The organism is Mycoplasmopsis arginini (genome assembly GCF_965278885.1).
Classification (GTDB): Bacteria; Bacillota_I; Bacilli_A; order Mycoplasmatales; family Metamycoplasmataceae; genus Metamycoplasma; species Metamycoplasma arginini_B.
On sequence record NZ_CBDIHE010000007.1, the window covers coordinates 1 to 17,254 of the forward strand.

Annotated in this window: 14 protein-coding genes; 5 read left to right on the top strand and 9 right to left on the bottom strand. The window is 25.3% G+C overall.

Annotated features, from left to right (window positions below; translation table 4 throughout):
- Positions 1-44: 44 nt before the first annotated feature.
- From ACQW0Y_RS02625 to pyk, 4 genes are all read right to left on the bottom strand, one after another.
- Positions 45-1,262 carry a hypothetical protein gene (locus ACQW0Y_RS02625; RefSeq protein WP_427867614.1) on the bottom strand — a complete coding sequence of 406 codons (1,218 nt, stop codon included), beginning with the start codon at positions 1,260-1,262 and terminating at the stop codon, positions 45-47.
- A complete protein-coding gene (locus ACQW0Y_RS02630) occupies positions 1,252-2,145 on the bottom strand; it encodes a hypothetical protein (RefSeq protein ID WP_427867615.1) in 894 nt (297 codons plus the stop codon). Before ACQW0Y_RS02630 ends, ACQW0Y_RS02625 begins: the two co-directional genes overlap by 11 nt.
- Positions 2,146-2,147: 2 nt before the next feature.
- A complete protein-coding gene (locus ACQW0Y_RS02635; RefSeq protein ID WP_427867616.1) occupies positions 2,148-2,930 on the bottom strand; it encodes a hypothetical protein in 783 nt (260 codons plus the stop codon).
- A gap of 294 nt (positions 2,931-3,224) precedes the next feature.
- A complete protein-coding gene (gene pyk, locus ACQW0Y_RS02640; protein ID WP_427867617.1) occupies positions 3,225-4,646 on the bottom strand; it encodes a pyruvate kinase in 1,422 nt (473 codons plus the stop codon).
- Positions 4,647-4,857: 211 nt separating this feature from the next.
- On the opposite strand from pyk, the gene ACQW0Y_RS02645 reads away from it, so the two are divergent.
- From ACQW0Y_RS02645 to ACQW0Y_RS02665, 5 genes are all read left to right on the top strand, one after another.
- Positions 4,858-6,318 (top strand): DUF1846 domain-containing protein, encoded by a 1,461-nt coding sequence (locus ACQW0Y_RS02645; RefSeq protein WP_427867618.1) that lies wholly within the window; start codon positions 4,858-4,860, stop codon positions 6,316-6,318.
- Positions 6,319-6,331: 13 nt separating this feature from the next.
- On the top strand, positions 6,332-7,516 hold the full coding sequence (locus tag ACQW0Y_RS02650) for a phosphopentomutase (RefSeq protein WP_427867619.1): 1,185 nt from the start codon (positions 6,332-6,334) through the stop codon (positions 7,514-7,516).
- Positions 7,517-7,583: 67 nt separating this feature from the next.
- Positions 7,584-9,017, top strand: coding sequence for a proline--tRNA ligase (gene proS / locus ACQW0Y_RS02655; RefSeq protein WP_427867620.1), 1,434 nt, complete (start codon positions 7,584-7,586; stop codon positions 9,015-9,017).
- A 23-nt stretch (positions 9,018-9,040) separates the two neighbouring features.
- Positions 9,041-9,340 carry a thioredoxin family protein gene (locus tag ACQW0Y_RS02660; RefSeq protein ID WP_060823417.1) on the top strand — a complete coding sequence of 100 codons (300 nt, stop codon included), beginning with the start codon at positions 9,041-9,043 and terminating at the stop codon, positions 9,338-9,340.
- An 8-nt stretch (positions 9,341-9,348) separates the two neighbouring features.
- The gene (locus tag ACQW0Y_RS02665) at positions 9,349-10,161 is read left to right on the top strand and encodes a Cof-type HAD-IIB family hydrolase (protein ID WP_427867621.1); all 813 of its coding nucleotides are present in this window, start codon (positions 9,349-9,351) and stop codon (positions 10,159-10,161) included.
- A 46-nt stretch (positions 10,162-10,207) separates the two neighbouring features.
- On the opposite strand, the gene ACQW0Y_RS02670 is transcribed toward ACQW0Y_RS02665, so the two are convergent.
- From ACQW0Y_RS02670 to ACQW0Y_RS02690, 5 genes are all read right to left on the bottom strand, one after another.
- A complete protein-coding gene (locus ACQW0Y_RS02670) occupies positions 10,208-10,381 on the bottom strand; it encodes a hypothetical protein (RefSeq protein ID WP_427867622.1) in 174 nt (57 codons plus the stop codon).
- Between the two features lie 209 nt (positions 10,382-10,590).
- Positions 10,591-10,866 carry a hypothetical protein gene (locus ACQW0Y_RS02675; RefSeq protein ID WP_427867623.1) on the bottom strand — a complete coding sequence of 92 codons (276 nt, stop codon included), beginning with the start codon at positions 10,864-10,866 and terminating at the stop codon, positions 10,591-10,593.
- 163 nt (positions 10,867-11,029) lie between these two features.
- Complete coding sequence (locus ACQW0Y_RS02680) at positions 11,030-12,172, bottom strand: hypothetical protein (protein WP_427867624.1); 1,143 nt, start codon at positions 12,170-12,172, stop codon at positions 11,030-11,032.
- Positions 12,141-14,363, bottom strand: coding sequence for a hypothetical protein (locus tag ACQW0Y_RS02685; RefSeq protein WP_427867626.1), 2,223 nt, complete (start codon positions 14,361-14,363; stop codon positions 12,141-12,143). The genes ACQW0Y_RS02680 and ACQW0Y_RS02685 overlap by 32 nt, the downstream gene beginning before the upstream one ends.
- On the bottom strand, positions 14,364-17,087 hold the full coding sequence (locus tag ACQW0Y_RS02690; RefSeq protein WP_427867625.1) for a hypothetical protein: 2,724 nt from the start codon (positions 17,085-17,087) through the stop codon (positions 14,364-14,366).
- Positions 17,088-17,254: the final 167 nt, after the last annotated feature.

Genomic DNA, 17,254 nt, shown 5'->3' on the forward strand with positions numbered 1-17,254 from the left:
AAATATGGCGCCAGATTACTTACGTATACTGGAACGCCATATTTTTAATTTTTAATAATAAATAAAGCAAAAAATAAGAAACTTATAAAATATCCTAATTTTATCGTTATTAATGTTAGTAAAATAATGATAAGTGATGAGGAAATTATTCTAAAAATAAGAGTATAAATGGTGTTTTGCTTAAATTGCTGTTCTTTAAAAAATAGGTAACTATTTGTATAAAAAATAGCTAGAAATAATGAAAAGAAAATTTGTTGTATCCCAAGCAATAATAAATAAAATATATTTTTACCTACATTATTCATATTTGAAAATAAAATAGGTATTAACATTATAAATAACAGATTAATTGGAATTAAAATTCAAATCAATTTAATGTTTTTATCTTTTATTAAAAAAGAAATAAGACTACCAATAAATCCAAATGCCGCAAAACAAATATTTAAAACAAAAGAAAATTTTGATGCCTCGAATTTAATTTCATTGAAAAATTGAGACATTCCTGCTGTTCGTGGAAATAAAAATATTCCAATAATAAAACTACATGCTATTGTATAAATTCAAATGTTTTTAATATATCTTTTAGTTTGAATTTTAACCGTTTCTAAAGAGTTTACTATTTTATTTTGTTCAATATCTGCTGTGGTGTTTAATGCTTTTGCATTTGGTTTTAATTTAAAGTACAGTATACCTGAAATTAAATAAGTAGCCATATTAAACACAATTATTGACCAAAATGGAAGTTTTGAAAATAAAACAAACGATAATGCAACACCTAATAATATTGAAATAGATGTTAACAGCACCGTTAAAAAATTATATGTCTTTATGTCTTTTTTATTTGACGACAGATAATATAAAATCGATTTTAAAGCAACGAATCTAAATGAATGAATAATATTTAAAAAAACATTAATAACTAAAAGGAAAATTGAAAAACCAAAATATGAATTAGTATTACCATCTCCAGGGGATATGTTTTGTTTAATAATAAAAAAGGAACTAATTAAAATAATTGCTAGAATTGATAAACTTAACAGATCACAAATGAAAAGAATGTTTTTTAATTTTCAACGTTCAGTGATTTTTTTATTTAATAAATAAGAAATAAAAGTTGGAACCTGTATTAATAAATATAAAAGTGAAACTAATCAAAAACTACTAGTAAATTTATAAATATATACAGCAGTAGCTAATTTAAAAGCCTCAGAGCCAATCATTGAAAAAACTAAAGAAAATGAATATTTAACTTTATTTTTCATCATTTAACTCCGTATCTAAAATATAAATAATTTGCAACATATATATAATATTTAATAAACTTATTTTAGATTCCATAGAATGTATTGAATCCGCTGGAATCGAAACAGTTACTGATGGATTTTTTTGAATCGTTTCCGTCACGTCTGTAGAACCGCTTCCAAAAGTGAATTTATACGGGATATTATACTCATTAATTTTTTTCTGAACTAGGTCAATAATTTCCGCATTGTAAGCAGTAAAATAATCACAAACTCTTATTAGAATATTATGATTTTCTCATTTTTCAAATTCAGATACCTCTAAATTTACTAAAAAGCTATCTGGACACATAGTTTGCTTGTATTCCTTAATTCCTGAGAGATTTACCTCCTCGGAACAACTGAAAATTATATTAGATTTTATATTCATCCATTTCTTAAAAAGGTTAAGTAAAAGAACATTTATTTTATTATCGTTGTTTCTTGAAATTAAGCTGAAATTATTTATGGATGTTTCTTTATTTGAACAAAAATAATATATTTTATTTTCATCAATTAATTTATTACTTGAATCAAATTTAATATTTATTTTAGGTCTATTAATTTTATTGTTTTTTTCAATCGAAAAAATATAATTTTCATTAATATCAAAAGAAACATCTTTATAAACTAATTTACCATCAGTATCATAAATATTTAGTAATTGTGAAGAATTCCAATTAATTGTCCCAAGTGTAAAGGCTTCATTATTTATTAAAATACCCATAACTTCATCGCAGTGAGCATTAAAAATTATTTTTGAATTGTTGTTTGTAATCTTAAAAACCCCGTTTTTCTTTGTTGGATATTTAATAATTGAATTAATAAATAATTTTTCATTACCTGACGGGGATATATTAGACATACTTAAAATTCTTTATTTATTGTTCCATCAAAGAATAACCTAATAATTTTTTTATTAAAATCAATAAATTTCATAATTTTTTCATTTTTACTTATATCAAAAAATATACTTTTGATTTTATTAAAAAATGTGTTAATATCATTGTTTTCAAAAATATAATCATTAAATTCTTTACTTCATCATAAAAAAGTATCATATTTATAAAATACAAAAATAAAAACTGAGTTGCTTATTAAATTTAATATAACCGGTTCTAATGTATTTGAATTAAATTTGTCAATAAATGAATTTTGTTTATTAATAAACATTAAATCTCTAATTGTTGTTTCAATTTTTTCTCTTTTATCAGGGTGCAAATAATAGTTTGACATTACATAATTTAACATTAATATTTTGCCAGTTATTAAAAAGTTTGTATTAGCAATATATACAGTTTCTTTTACTTTCTCTAATAAAAGATTATTAATGTGTTCAAATAAAATAAATTCAATTTTTCCGTATTTTTTATCTTTAATTGTTATTAAATTTTCATCTTCTCTAATTAAAGTAGCGTTTATTTCTTTCGCTAAAAAATTGATAAATTTTCTTTTATCAGCAAGATTTTCATTGTTTATAAAACATAAATCAATGTCGTTCGGTTTTCTATCAATCAATCCTTTATGTTGTAAGGCTCAAGATCCTTTTATTATAATTTTAATTTTCTTGTTATATCTTTTATTGAATTTATTTATATTATCATATAAAAAAATTATTATTTCGTCTAAATTATGGTTCGATAATTTCATGTGTGTCCCTCGGTATAAACGTAACGTTTCTAATATCATATTGATTTATTAAAATAATATTAATCTTTCAATACCAAATCCAAAACCTGATGTTATCAGTGGTCTTTCTTTTTTAATTTTAATATTTCACTGTAATATTGACTTTCTATAGCTTTTAGAAAGTCTTTTTTATATTGATTAAAAAAATTCATTTATTTTTCCCAATATATATATTTTTTTACACACTTATATTTTATTACAAACATTTAAAAATAAAACAGCACTCCTAACGCGAAGTGCCATTCATTCTTTATTTTAATATTCATGTGAAGTTATATTTAAACTATCAACAACAATAAATTTATCACCTTTTTTAGCACCGTATGAAGTTAGAACTTGACGTCCGGCATCGTGATTATATTTAATTAAGGCTCTTACTGCTTCAGAATGTTTTTCACAGAATACCCCAGCAGTAATTCCATAACTTCAAACTAATTTATCATCACTAACTACCCCAACAATAAAAGCATTTGGTCTATATTTAGCAACTTCTTTTAATAATTTTCCACTATGAGAAAGAACAATAGCAAACTTATATTCACCACTTTGTAATATTGAAGCAACTTCATAAGCAATTAACATTCTTGAGTTTTGATCATTAGCAACTTTTTGTAGTTGTTTTTCATAGAATAATTCAGTGAAATATTCTTTTTCGGCTCTTTTAGCAATTTTAGACATTGTCTTAACTGCTTCAACTGGATATTTTCCAGATGCAGATTCACCAGACAACATTGTTGCATCAGCACCTAATTCTACTGCATAATAAACATCAGTTACTTCAGCTCTTGTTGGTAGCGGATTATTTTCCATTGAATCAAGCATTTGTGTTGCAACAATAACTTCTTTACCTTGAATTCTTGCTGCACGAATAATTTTCTTTTGTCAATAAGGAACATCATAGAAAGGTATTTCCAAACCTAAATCTCCACGAGCAACCATTATTCCGTCTGAAGCGCGAATAATTTCATCAATATTATTAATTGCAGTTTGCGATTCAATTTTAGAAATAATTTGAATATGTTGTCCATTATTTTCATCTAAAATTTTTCTAATTTGTTTAACTTGTGAAGCGTTGTTAACAAATGAAGCTGCAATGTAATCTACTTTATATTTTGCCCCTCAAACAATATCATCTATATCCTTTTGCGATAAGAATGGTAATGAAAAATCTACTCCAGGAATATTAACTCTTTTATTTGTTTTCAATTTATGTGAGTTAATTGTTTCTACAATAACTTCACCTGGTTTTACTTCCCTAACAATAGATACTAATTTACCATCATCAAGTAAAACTTTATTTCCTTCATTAACATCCAAATCCATACGATAAGAAAAAGTTATAGTGTTTTCATCTCCAATTAAATTTTCATATGAATTTTTATCTGTTTTAATTGTTAGTTCATGATTAGCAGGAATTAAACAAATTCCATCTTTCATTTTTCCAACTCTTATTTCTGGTCCTTTTGTATCTAACATTAAAGAAATAGGACGGTCTAATTCAAAAGAAATTTTTCGAGCTAAGTCAAATTTCTTTTGATGGTCTTCTAATGTTCCGTGTGAAAAGTTTGCCCTAATTGTTGTAACTCCTGCTTCAATTAAAGCCTTCATTGTTTCGTAATTGTCACTTGATGGTCCTATCGTTGCAACAATTTTTGTTCTTTGTTCATTAAATTTCATGATTTGCCTTTCGAAATTTTTTATAGTATATAAAAATTTTACCCCAATTTCTACACTTAATTTGGTTTATAAACAAAAAAGCATTTTTATATGTCATTAATTTATAAATTTTTCTTTTAAAAATAAAGCATTTTTTATCATTTTGCTTAATATAGATGAATTTAATATAAAATTATTTAAGAATTAAATAAATTTATATATGAGGATATTTATGATTATTGGATTTGATAATGAAAAATATATTAATTTGCAGTCAGATGAAATTAAAAAAAGAATAAATAAATTTGGTAATAAACTTTACATGGAATTTGGCGGAAAACTTTTTAATGATTTTCACGCATCTAGAGTACTTCCTGGTTTTAAACATGATTCAAAACTAAAAATGCTTTTAAAAATTAAAGAAGATGTTGAAATGCTTCTAGTTATTTCTGCTCAAGATATTAAAAATCGAAAATTACGATCAGATATTAACATAACTTATGAAAAAGATGTGTTTCGCTTAATTAAGAAGTTTAGAAAATATGAGTTAGAAATATATAATGTCATCATTACTCAATATGAAACTTCACCCGAAGTTACTGCTTTTATTCACAAGTTAGAAAAATTAAACATTAAAGTTATCAAACAATATCGTATAAAAAATTATCCTCAAGATGTTGATCTAATTGTTTCTGAACAAGGCTTCGGAAAAAATGAATATGCAATTACAAAGAAAAATTTAATTGTTGTAACCGCTCCTGGGCCAGGTTCTGGAAAATTAAGTGCAATTCTATCACAACTATATCATGATAATAAGAATCAAATTAAGTCTGGGTATGCCAAATTTGAAACTTTCCCAATTTGAAATCTTCCCATAGACCATCCTGTTAATTTAGCATATGAAGCAGCTACTGTTGATTTAAATGATGTTAATATGATTGATGAATTTCATTTAAAAGCATACAAAATAAATGCTACAAATTATAATAGAGACTTAGAAGCTTTTCCAATACTTAATAAGTTATTAAATACAATTTATAAAAGTTCATTATATAAATCGCCCACTGATATGGGTGTTAATATGGCTGGTTTTTGTATTACCGATGATAATGTTGTATCAATTGCCGCTAAAAAAGAAATAATTCGTAGATATTACCAAACAATAGTAAATTATCAACAAGATAAGAATCCAAAAATTTATGTTACTCATTTATCAAGGATTATAAAAAATAATAATATAAATTCCAACATTGTAAAATCTATTAGAGCAGCTAACGAGTTTAGTTTTAAGAATAACAAAATTTGTTCTGCAATTGAAATTAATGCAGACAAAATAATTATTGGTAAGGAATCAAATCTTTTAAATTCCAACAGTGCCACCATTTTAAACGCATTAAAATATTTTGCAAACATTGAACAAAATATTGATGTTTTAGATCCTGAAGCAATTTCATTAGCACAAGATTTAAAAAGAGAATTACATTATAACGATTTATCTTTAGATTTAAAAGAAACGCTTTTTGCTTTATCAATCAGTGCTAAAACGTCGTCTATAGCAAAAAAAGCTTTTGATCAAATTAATAAACTTTCTGGTTTATATTTACATCGAACTACAATATCAAGCGAATCTGATAAAGAAACTCTAAAAAGTATGGATATTCATTTAACAGAGCAAACAACCAACATTAAATAATTAAGGAGAAAATATGAAATTTAAACGTATATTTTTTATTGTTACTGATGGATTAGGAATTGGACCTGAACCTCGTCAAGCAGAATTTGGGGATAAAGGGGCAAATAGTTTATTGCATGCTTCTGAAGCTCTACCTTTAGAAATACCAACATGAAAAGCTTTAGGAATAACTGAAATAGCAAAAGTAGCAGGACACACTCAAAGAGTAAAAAAACCTTTAGCATATATGGCCAAAATTCACGAAATGTCAAATGGAAAAGACACATTAACAGGTCATTGAGAAATGATGGGTATTTATACCGAAACTCCTAACCCTCAATTTACTGAGAAAGGTTTTCCAGAAGATTTAGTTGCTGAATTATCTAAAGCTTTTGATGGAAGAAAAATTATAGGTAATAGAAATGCATCAGGAACAGTTATTCTTGCCGAATTAGGTCATCAACATATGGAAAAAGGAGACATGATTATTTATACTTCTCCTGATTCAACATTACAAATTATTGGTGATGAAAAAACTCTAGGTGTTGACAAACTTACCGAATATGCAAAAAGAGCAAGAGCAATTTGTTCTTCAAAACCTGAGTGAAATGTTGCTAGAGTTATATCAAGACCTTTTGTTTATGAAGATGGTAAATTTACAAGAACCTTTAACAGACATGATTTTGCAAATAGACCAACAGGTCACATTATTTTAGAAGATTTACAAAAAGCTGGTGTTGAAGTTATTGCGGTTGGAAAAATTAATGATATTTTTACAGGTGTTGGAATTGACAAAGTTTATGGCCCAGCTTCTGATAATGAAAATATGGATATAGCAATTGATATCGCTTCATCAAGTTCAGAAAACCAATTTATCTTTGTTAACTTAGTACAATTTGATAGTCATTATGGACACCGTGAAGATCCAATTGGATATAGTCAAAATGTTTCTAAATTAGATATTAAATTAGCAAAATTAATTAATGCAATGAAAAAAGATGATTTATTAATAATGACTTCTGATCATGGTAATGATCCTACTTTTGGACCAGACCATACAAGAGAAACATTACCATTGACAATTTATTCAAAATCATTTAAGAATCCAAAAGTTTTAGGAACTCTAAAGGGCTTAGGAACTGCGGGAAATATTGTTGCTAGAAACTTTGGTGTTCCAACAGTTTCAACTGGTGAAGATATTTTTGATGATTTGGTTTAACAGGCACAAAGCCTGTTTATTTTTTTTATTTTATAAAAAAGATAAAAAGTAGATAAAATTATAAGTTATGAAAAAACTAGAAAAAATTACAACTCAACAAGAAAATTTTGCAAAATGATATACTGATGTCATTAAAAACGGTGATTTAATGGCTTATGGTTCTTCAAAAGGTTCAATAATTTTTAAACCATTATCTTTTGGTATTTGAGATAATATCCGTTTACAATTAGATAAAGAATTTAAAAAATTGGGTGTTAAAAATGTTAATTTGCCACTTTTAATTCCTGAAAGTTTACTTAACAAAGAAAAGAATCATATAGCTGGATTTAATCCTGAATTAGCAACTGTTACTGAGGTTGGTGGTAAAAAACTTAGTGAAAAGTTTTTCATTAGACCAACTAGTGAAGTATTATTTGGAGACTTCTTTAAAAATGAAGTTGAATCATATAACGATTTACCATTAATCTACAATCAATGAGTAAACGTTTTAAGATGAGAAAAAACTACTAACCCATTTTTAAGAACTAGAGAATTTTTATGACAAGAAGGTCATACAATTCACGCAAGCAGTAACGAAGCTAAAGAACTTACTCAAAAAATGTTAGATGTGTATACAAAATTTGTTGAAGAATATTTAGCAATACCAGTAATAAAAGGACAAAAAACTGAACATGAAAAATTTGCTGGTGCAGAATATACTTTTACAATTGAAGCAATGATGAAAGATGGAAAAGCCTTACAATCAGGTACAAGCCATTATTTAGGGCAAAATTTTACAAAAGCTTTTGATATTACTTTTAAGAATAAAGAAAATAAATTGGAAAACGCTTATGGAACATCATGAGGTGTATCAACAAGATTACTTGGTGCTTTAATTATGACTCATGGTGATGATCGTGGAATTATTATTCCTCCAAAAATAGCCCCAATTAAAGTTGATATTATTGAACTTTTTGCTTCAAAAGATGAAAGAGTTTCAAAAGTTGCTGAAGAATTTAAAACACTTTTAGAACAAGAAAATATTGATTGTCAAATTGATGCAAGTGATAAAAGTGCTGGCTATAAGGCTGCAAATTCAGAAATTCACGGAACACCATTAAGAATTGAAATTGGTCCAAGAGATTTAAATGAAAATAAAGTTGTTTTAGTAAGAAGAGATACATTAGAAAAAATTTTGGTTTCAATTGATGAAGTTACTTATAAAGTTAAAGAATTACTTAACGATATTCAAATTAATCTTTTAAATGAAGCTAAGAAAAGATTACAAAACAATATTAAAATTGCTTCTAATTATGAAGAATTTAAATCACTTATTGAAAAAGGTCATCTTGTATTAACTAAATTTGATGGTAATGGTGAAGATGAAGATAAAATCAAAGAAGAAACAGGAGCCTCAACTCGTTGTATTCCATTCAATATTGATATTGAAGTTAAAAATGAAAACTGTTTTTACACAAATAGAAAAACTGATAGAGTTGTTATTTTTGCAAGAGCTTACTAGTTTAAAAATAAAAGGAGAAAATTATGTATAAAAAATTATTACAAAACGAATTAAATAACCAACATTTAGAAGGAAAAGCAATTATAGCTTTTAGAGCTGTTTGATGTCCTCCTTGCCAAATGGTAGGTCCTGAATTAGAACGTTTAGCGTCTTCAGATGAAGGTATTAATGTTTTTGATTTTGATGTTGACCAAAACATTGCATTTGCAAGAGAAATGAATGTTTCAAGTATTCCTTCACTATTTTACTTTAAAGATGGTAAATTAGTTAACCACACTGTAGGATACATGCCAGCTGAAGAATTAAAAAATCAATTTAAATAATCGATAAAATGATTAACTTTAAACCTAAAGCATACTTTACAGACTTAGATGGCACCTTATTAGATTTACCAAAAACAAAAGAGGGAATTAGCTTAGATAACTTAAATATTGTTAAAGAGAAAAACCAAAATGGTACACCTTTTATTATTGCAACCGGTCGTTATGCTTCTGAATATGTTCTAGATTTAGCACAAAAAACCGAAGCACCATATGTTATTTGTCAAAATGGAGGACTAATTGTTAATAATAAAGGTGATGTTATTGTTAAGCATGAAATTAAAAAAGATACTGTTATGGAAATAACAGAAGTATTAAAGGAAAATAAATTGTTTATTATTTATAACAGTGGTAATACAATTTATGGAACTTCGACAAAATTAAAGGTTTTTAGACCTTGAATAAAGAAATTAATTCAAAAAACATATGATGAAATTCCTAGAATAACAAATGCTACTAAAATCATTACTTTTGGAACAAGCAAAAAAGGTATTAGAAAATTAGTTGAACTCTTATCTTCTAAATTTAAAAACTTATCTTTGCATATTGTTTCAAGAGGTTATGCAATCGAAATCAATGATATAAATGCAACAAAGGGAATGGGAATTGAATATGTTTGCAAACTTTTAAATATTAATCCTGTTGACACCATTCATTTTGGTGATTCAGGCAATGACACTTCAACAATTCCATATGTAGGTGCTTTTGTTGCTATGAAAAACTCACTTAATAATATTAAGTCTCAAGCTAAATGAGTGGGCCCTTCTTACAAAAAAGCTGGTGTTGCAAAAGCTGTAAAACAAATTGAAACAGATAAAAAATAGAATATTAAAAATGTAAACCTTCAATTAATCGGTTTACATTTTTTTACTATCATTTTTCAATATAATCAACAATTTTATTATCAGCTACATCTCTTCTATATTTAATAATACTTTCTAAATTCTTTGAGTGTAAAACAAATGGAGAAAAATTATCTCTAGCTTCATCATAGAATTGAGGAGATAGTAATTCTCTATCGTTTGAAACAAAACGAGAGTGCATAAAAATATCTAAGAATAATTCATCATTTGATAATGTTTCGTATGAAAATTCTGTATTTTTAACTCAATTAGTTAAAAACTCGAAGTTTTTAAGTATTTCCTCGAATATTTCTTTTTTATTTCCTTGTCTTTCATATAAAATCTCACTCTTAATTTCTTCACTTAAGGTTTCTAAAAAATCCTTATGGTTAATAAAATGCCAAATTAATTCTATATATTTAGATGTTCTTTCATAATGTTTTTTTCATTTATTAATAATTGATTTAAATTTGTATCATTAGTATTTACTTCTTCAGATACATTAAAAATTTCTTGTGCATCTTTATTTAGTTTAATTAATTTATTTGTTATATCTTCATTAATCTTATTATTTTCTTGGAATTTTGCTTTTACATTCTTTGCGCATCTCGGGGGTAAAATTGATGCAATAAATGTTGTAGCAGCAGCTATAACAATCATTGTTTTTAATATTATTCTTCTGTTCACTTTTTTTCTTTTAATTTGTGTCTATATAAAATTTTCAATATAATTTTAAATGAAAAAACGACTTTCGTTAAAAAAAATAAGGCTTGAAGCAATTAAATAAAAATAAAAAATATGGCTCCAGTTTGGTTATAACCTAAAATGCCATATTTTATTTTAAATTGTTTTAATTAATTCCTTGAACTTCATCAATAATAATTCTTTCAAATCTTTTTACAAGTCCATCTGGTGTTCTGAATTCGATCGATCCAAAGAATTTGTATCTGTTCTCGCTTCAATAAACTCCTCTTCTTGCTCATAAAGGAGAAGTACCAATCAAATCAAATGTAACTTGCACATCAGGATATCCTAGTAAGTATTGAGAAAGATCACGAATTGCTAATTGGTTTAGATTACGCGATCCATCCTTTGAATAAACCGGAATTACTAAAACTTCATAACCACCACTATTTGGTTTATGATTTCTACGTGTTCTTTCATAGGCTGATTCATCAAATACTTTTTGTTTTGTTGCTAAAACAGGTCTATCAATTAATTTGTCTTTATTACTATTAATAAATTCCATGTTCACGTCAATATTCTTTAATTTAGTTCTTACTTCGCTTGTTGCATCGACAAAAGTCTGTCTTGATTTTTGTGCTTGTGAAGCATTAACTGTTTTTGAATTAATGTATAAGTTTAATTCAACTAAATTATCAGCATATAAATTAGATGTGTTTACAATAGCTTGTAAAGTTTGTGCTACTTTATCTAATTTCTTTTCTTGGAAGCCTCTATCATAATATTCATCTGAAGCTTTCATAATACTTTCCAATTTAGCGACTATTTCATCATGATCTGGTTTAGCAGTATTAAAGTTAGTTACTCTGTATTTATTAATAGAATCGCTCATTGCAGCTTTGGCTTGACGGTATGATTCTTTTGCTGCTTTATTTTCTGCTATTCTTGCATCTAATCATTCTTTAAATTCGACATAATTATCATTATTTGTATTATAGTTGCTAAACTCATTAGTTCATCTTTCTGATGCGCTTTGTCTTTCAGAATCAGTTAAATCTTGACTAGAATCTATTAAAGTTTTTAGTTCATTATATTTATTAGTTAAATCAATTTGTTCAGCAATTTTATTTTTAGCGCTTTCAGCTGTTTCTAATGTTTGATTAAAATCAGTAAGATCTAAGTTATTTTCAAAACCTGCAACCAATTGGTCTTTTAATTGTTTATATTTATTAACATCTTGTTCTAAATTACTTTTTAGTTCATTTAATTTATCAATTTTATGTAAATTTTCTGCTCTTCCTGGGGGCATTATTTGCTTTAAAGAAAACAGAAACTATTTCACTATTAAAATCATTTAGTTTTTCAGTTATTAAGGATTTTAAATTATTGTTTTTATTTGTTAATGATTCTAAATTGTCAGTATCTAGTTTTTTATTTTCATTTAAGAAATCTTCAAAGGTTTTAATTTTTTTATTAAGATCACGACGTTCATCATTAATTAAAGTTTTCATTGTAGCAATAGAGTTTTCTAATGCTTGTTTATATTTATTATTTTCAACTAATTGAGCTTCAAAGTTTTCAAATTCGTTTTTTACTTCTTCATTTTTTGAATCATTTTGTGCAGACTTTAATTTTTCAATCAAATCTTGCTTGTTTTGGTTTGAAATTTTATCAGAAGAATCTATTCTTGATTTTAAAAATTCTTTTTTGTCATTTAAGGTTTTTAGTTCATTATATTTATCTTGAGCATATTGAGTACCATCATTTGCTTTAATAGCATTATCTGCACTTTGTTTATCATTTTGTGAAATTAATGACAATGCTTTTATTTGATTTGCAAATGATTTTTTAGATTCATTTAATGAATTGGCTTCATTTTTGATGCTTTCAATTGTTTCATTACTTTCAGCATTATTTTTAATTTCTTGATTTTTAGTATCCTTTTCACCTTGAGTTAAATAATCTAAACTATTAATAAAAGCAATTGCTTGTTTTTTAGCTTCGTTAATTGATTCTAAATTGTCAAGAATATTTTTTGCTTCCTGGCTTGAATTAGCAGATTTGATATTATTAATTTCTTTTGCTTTTTGAGCTTCAGAAATTTCATCTAATTGGTTGACTTGTGTTGCATAACCTTTTTTAGTTTCATTTTCAGAATTAGCATTTGACACAATGTTATTTATTTGATCATTACTGCTTTCTGAGTCAATTTGAGTTTTATAATTTTGCTTTTGTGTATTTGATAAGTATTCCAAATTAGAAATTTGTTCTTTGGCTTGTTGTTTTTTATTGTTTAATTCAGTTGCTCTTTGTTTAATAGCTTCAACTCGATTATTATCACTTGCAGCTAATAATTCACCTTCAAATGATCTTTTTTGATCTTGACTTAAATTATCTAGGTTTTTAATGTAATTATTTGTTTGATCTTTTAAGTTAGAAAATTGTCTTGTTGCTTCAATTAATTCATTTGATTTATTTGTATTATTGGATGCTTTTATTTCAGTTTCTTTTGAAGAAATGTAGTCTTGATTTAATAGTGGTAAAGATTTTAGAGTAGAAATGTTTGCTTTATTTGTGCTATTTAGTTGATTTGCTTCCTGTTTAATTGAATCAATTACTGATGAGTCGGTTGTTTGACCTATTCTTTGAATAAATGCATTTTTAACACTATTATCTAAACTATCTAATGAATGAATTACTTGTTTTGCTTCTAATCTCTTAGCGTTTAATGAAGTATATTTTTCCTCTAAAGAAGTAACTTCGCTTTTAGTTGTTTTTTCTTTTAACTCATTTTCAAATTCTGCTTTTTCAGCTTCAGAAATTTCTTGTCAATTATCTTTTGAGGCTAATTTAGTAATTTTATGATTATTTAATTCTTCTAAAGAACTTACTAATGATTCAATGTTTTGCTTTGTTAAAAAAGTATCAATTTCAGATTTCTTGGTTTCTTTATATGTATCAGATAATAAGTTAAGCGATTCAATTTTAGCTTTAGCTTCTTTTTTAGCTTTAGCTAGTTCATTTGCATTATTTGCTTCTTCAAGAATTCTATCAATTTGATTTTTTGTTTGAGCAGAATCAATATCGTTTTTATATTTATTTTGGACATTTGATTCTAAATCTATTAATAAGTCAATTTGTTTTTTAGAAGTTTCTTTTTGAGATTTTAATAATAAAGCATTGTAAATATCTCTTGCTGCATCTTTGCTGTTTGCATCTTTAAAATTTTGTTTTGCGTTTTCTTTTTCATTTAGTTCGATATTTTCTAATTCATTAACTTTATTTATTAAATCTTTTTTGAACTCATTTAACTCGTTTGCTTGTTCTTTGATTGTATTAATTTGACTTGAATCTTCAAGATTTTTTAATTGATCTAAGAAGTTTTGTTTATCATTATTTCCCAGGTTTTCTAATGAATTAATTAATTCTTTAGCACCTTGTTTTGAATTCTTAAATTCAACAAAATTGTTCTTAACTTCATTGTATTCATTTTGAGTAATCTAATTAATAAAATTGTTTTTAACTTTATTAATATAATCTCCATTAAATAAATCTAAGGCAACAACATTAGAAGTAAATATTTGTTCTTTTTCTGTATTGGTTGCTTTCAATTGATCTAAATGATTCTTAATTTCTTCTACTGAATTTAATCTATCAATTGCTTCTTTTTCAGAATTTTTTTGATCATTTCCAATTCAGTCTAAATTATTTATTTCATTTTTAGCTTTTGCTTTTTCAATGTTAAGGCCTTCTGCGCCTTTTGCTTCTAATAAAATTAAATTAATTTCATCAATGCTTTGAGCATTATTAATTCTTTCTTCATATTGCAATTTTTCTTCACTTGTAATATTTGTTAATTGTTTAACCTCTGCAATTGATTTATTTTTCTTATCTTCTAAATTAATTTCATTTTCTAAGGTATTTAAATCATCAATTGTTTTAGCGTTTTTATTTCTTTGTTTATATTCATTTTTCTTATCTTCAGACAATTCTTTATCTTCTGAATCAATTAATGCTTTGATTTTACCTTTTTTAGCATCTAAATCTTTTGCATTTTCAACAATTTGATTAAATTGTTCTACAGAATCAGAATTTTTGATTTTTTCTTCAATTTCATCTTTAATTTCTTCACTTAAATTATCTAAGGCTTTAACTTCCTGTATTCCTGCAGTTTTTTGATCATTTAATTTCTTAGCCTCATCTTTAATTCTATTAATTTCATTAAGCTCTGCTGAAGAAGTAATTTGATTAATAAAATCTTCTTTTTGCTTATTTGAAAGATTATATAAATTATTAATTTCTGTAATTCCATCTTTTTTGGCATTATTCTTTTCAGTTGCTTCATTAATTAATTGTTCAACATGATCTTTTGATGTTGCACTTTCAATGCTGTTTATATAGTTTTGTTTTTCAGAATCATTTAAGTTGTCTAAAGTATTCAATTTTTCTAATGCGTCATGTTTAGCGTTATCCAATTCTTTGGCATTATTTAAAATTTCAAGAACTTTTTCTTTTGTATCTGCATTCTTAATTTCTGAATAAAATCTCTCTTTATCATTTTGATTTAAAGAATTTAAATTAGAAATTTCTATTTTTTTGTTTTGTTTATCAGTATTAAAATCTTTTGCCTTAGCTAAAATTTCAGCATTAGTTTCATTTGTCTCTGAATTAATTAAATCTGATAATAAAGAAGATGATTGATTGTTTGATAAGTTTTCTAAACTATCTATTTCTTCTTTAATATTATTCTTTTCACGGTTTAAATTAGTTAATGAATTTAATATTGGGGTTATTTGATTTATTTCCGAAGCCTGATTAATTTGATCAATATTTTTTTGTTTATGAGCTTCTGAAATTAAATTTAATAATCTAACGTCATTAATTGCTTTATTTTTTTCATTTTCTAATTTAATATCATTTTGAATTTGCTTTAATGTATTAGGATCCGAAGCATTATTTATTAATGTTTTATATTCTTGTTTTCTTGAGTTATTTATAAATTCTGAAGATGTTAAGGTTTCTCTTACAAGGTCCTTTAATTTATTTAAGGCGTTTTCTAAATTTGAATTAGCCTTAGATTCTATTTCAGAAACTTGGTTATTCACTTCTAAATATTGAGTAGATTCAACTTTATTTTTCAATGCAATAACATCATTTTCAACTAAAGCTTTTGAATTATTAAATTCTAATGAAAGGCTTTCAAAATCATTATTATTAGCAATTGAAAATTTATTATTTTCTAATAATCTATTTAATCTTTCAATTTCTTGATTAATTTCATTTTTGATTCTGCTTTGTTTTGATTCTAATTCAGAAATAGTATTTTCAGATTCTAAAATCAATTCTTTTAATTCATTATTTTTATCTAAGACCTCTAAATCTTTTGAACTTTCATTAATATACTCATTAGCATCTTTAGCAACAATTAATTTTTGTTTAAAATCTTCTATTAATGCTTTTAATTCGGTTAAATTTAAATCATTTTTAGATTCATTAATCTTTGTTTCTAATATTGCTTTTTGTTTTTTAATTTCATCTAAATGTCTTTTCTTTAATTCTTCTAAAGTTAAGTTTTCTGATTCTTTGATTAGTTTCTTAACTTTTTGTTCTGCTTCTTCGGCTTTTTTGGTTAATTTAGCTAAATTGTCAATGTGTTCTTTTGAATCTTTTGCTTTTTGTTTTGCTTCTTCAATTTCTTTTAATGCATTTTCTAATTCTTTATTTGCAGCTTTTAAACCAGGAACATTTATCTCTGATGTGTTATTTAGTCTTGTTATTGCTTTTTCACTAGTTATTTTTGCTTTTTCAACAACACGGTCTAGTTCCTTTTTATTTTCTAATTCTTTGTTTTTAGATTCTCCAATTTTTGATTCTAAATTTTGCAATGATGCTTTTAATGAATCAAGTTGTTTCGAAATTTCAGAAACCTTTCTAAAATCATCTTGATTTAATTTATCAAATACTAGTTTAGATTCACTTAAGATTTCTTCTGCTTCTTTTATTGCTAATTTTAAAGTATCAACAGAATCTTTATTTTGTTCTAGTTTATTGATTGAATCATTTACTTTATCATTTGAATCTTTAATTTGTGAAAGAATGTATTCAATTTCTTCACTACTTAGTTTGTCTTTGGTTACTAAAATAGCAACACTAGCAAATAATGTGGTTAATGCAGCAGATGATGCTCATAAACCAATTATTTTTCTCTTGGTTGATTTTTTCATATTTTTCCTTAATAATTTACTGTAATTTTTTTAATGTTCTAACTAAAAACTAAATATAGTATATTACCAAAAAATTAATATTATTTATTTTTTAACAAAAAAATCAATAAAATTAAAATTTAAAACATTGGCGTTCCAGTTATTTCTGTTTTTGTAAAAATATATAT